We start from the raw sequence: 1,213 nt of genomic DNA on the forward strand, positions 1-1,213 counted from the left end.
TCCCGAGATCTTCAACACGGACCAAGGATCGCAATTTACGAGTCACGAATTTACCAAGCGACTCGAACAGGAGTCGATCGCCATCAGCATGGATGGGAAAGGGCGAGCGATTGACAACGTGATGATCGAACGACTTTGGCGAACCGTGAAATACGAGAACATCTACCTCAAGGAATACGTGACAGGAGCCGATTGTCATGAAGGATTGAAGGCGTACTTCCAGTACTATCGCCACGAGCGACCTCACCAGGGTTTGGCCAACCGCACTCCCTGGCAAGCCTATCAAATCCCTCGCTCCAGACCCCGGTGAAGACCATCTAAGAATTGGCTCCCGGTGGTCCGAAAAACGGGGTCCACTTCATGGGGCCAATCAGGATCGGGAATTGTATCAGCATATCCTTCAACTGAAGAGTCCCTGAACGGTCTCTCAAATTTCGTTGAATCTGGAGCAACGGCAAGTTGCTGTGTTTGTCGAGCATCCAGCTGGGACGAAGTTTTGCTGCCGTAACTGCGCCAAGACGTTGCCGTGTTACAACAACACGGCGGAGTGTCAGTGGCAGCATCTGGATAAGTGCTTGCGAGAAGAGAAGAACGTCGACATAGCATTCGAGGAGGGCCACATGCAACAAGGCAAACCGCTATTCACCATTCACTGAGTTGGGCATTGCCCCGAGCATCGGATTGCACGAATCAGATCCAACAAAGCGTAAGCGGATCTCCACTGAAGATGCAAACACAACTTCACACCTGAAGCGTGCCTTGATCGCTACCCCTTTAACCAAACCCATTGACACCCGCTCACCGGCTGACACCGACGGCAGGGGAGCCATGAAGTGGACCCCGTTTTTCGGACCACCGGGAGCCATTTCTTAGATGGTCTTCACCGGGCCCTGGGGCGAGGGATTTGATAGGCTTGCCAGGGCGTGCGGTTGGCCAATCCCTGGTGAGGTCGCTCGTGGCGATAGTACTGGAAGTACGCCTTCAATCCTTCATGACAATCGGCTCCCGTCGTGTATTCCTTGAGGTAGATGTTCTCATATTTCACGGTTCGCCACAGACGTTCGATCATGACGTTGTCAATCGCTCGTCCTTTGCCGTCCATGCTGATGGCGATCGATTCTTGTTCCAGTCGCTTGGTGAAGATCTGGCTGGTGAATTGAGACCCCTGATCCGTGTTGAAGATCTCAGGTCGGCCATGCTGTAACGCTTCCTC

2 protein-coding genes are annotated in these 1,213 nt (G+C 53.3%); one reads left to right on the forward strand and one right to left on the reverse strand.

Going from position 1 to position 1,213, the window contains the following annotated elements:
* Nucleotides 1-310, forward strand: a 310-nt coding sequence (locus OSO_RS0103325; RefSeq protein ID WP_010582124.1) for an IS3 family transposase, incomplete at its 5' end; no start/stop codon positions are given.
* A 570-nt stretch (nt 311-880) separates the two neighbouring features.
* On the opposite strand, the gene OSO_RS0103335 is transcribed toward OSO_RS0103325, so the two are convergent.
* On the reverse strand, nt 881-1,213 hold a 333-nt coding region (locus OSO_RS0103335; protein WP_010582126.1), incomplete at its 5' end, for an integrase core domain-containing protein.

The sequence above is a fragment of the Schlesneria paludicola DSM 18645 genome, assembly GCF_000255655.1.
In the GTDB taxonomy this organism is placed as follows: Bacteria; Planctomycetota; Planctomycetia; order Planctomycetales; family Planctomycetaceae; genus Schlesneria; species Schlesneria paludicola.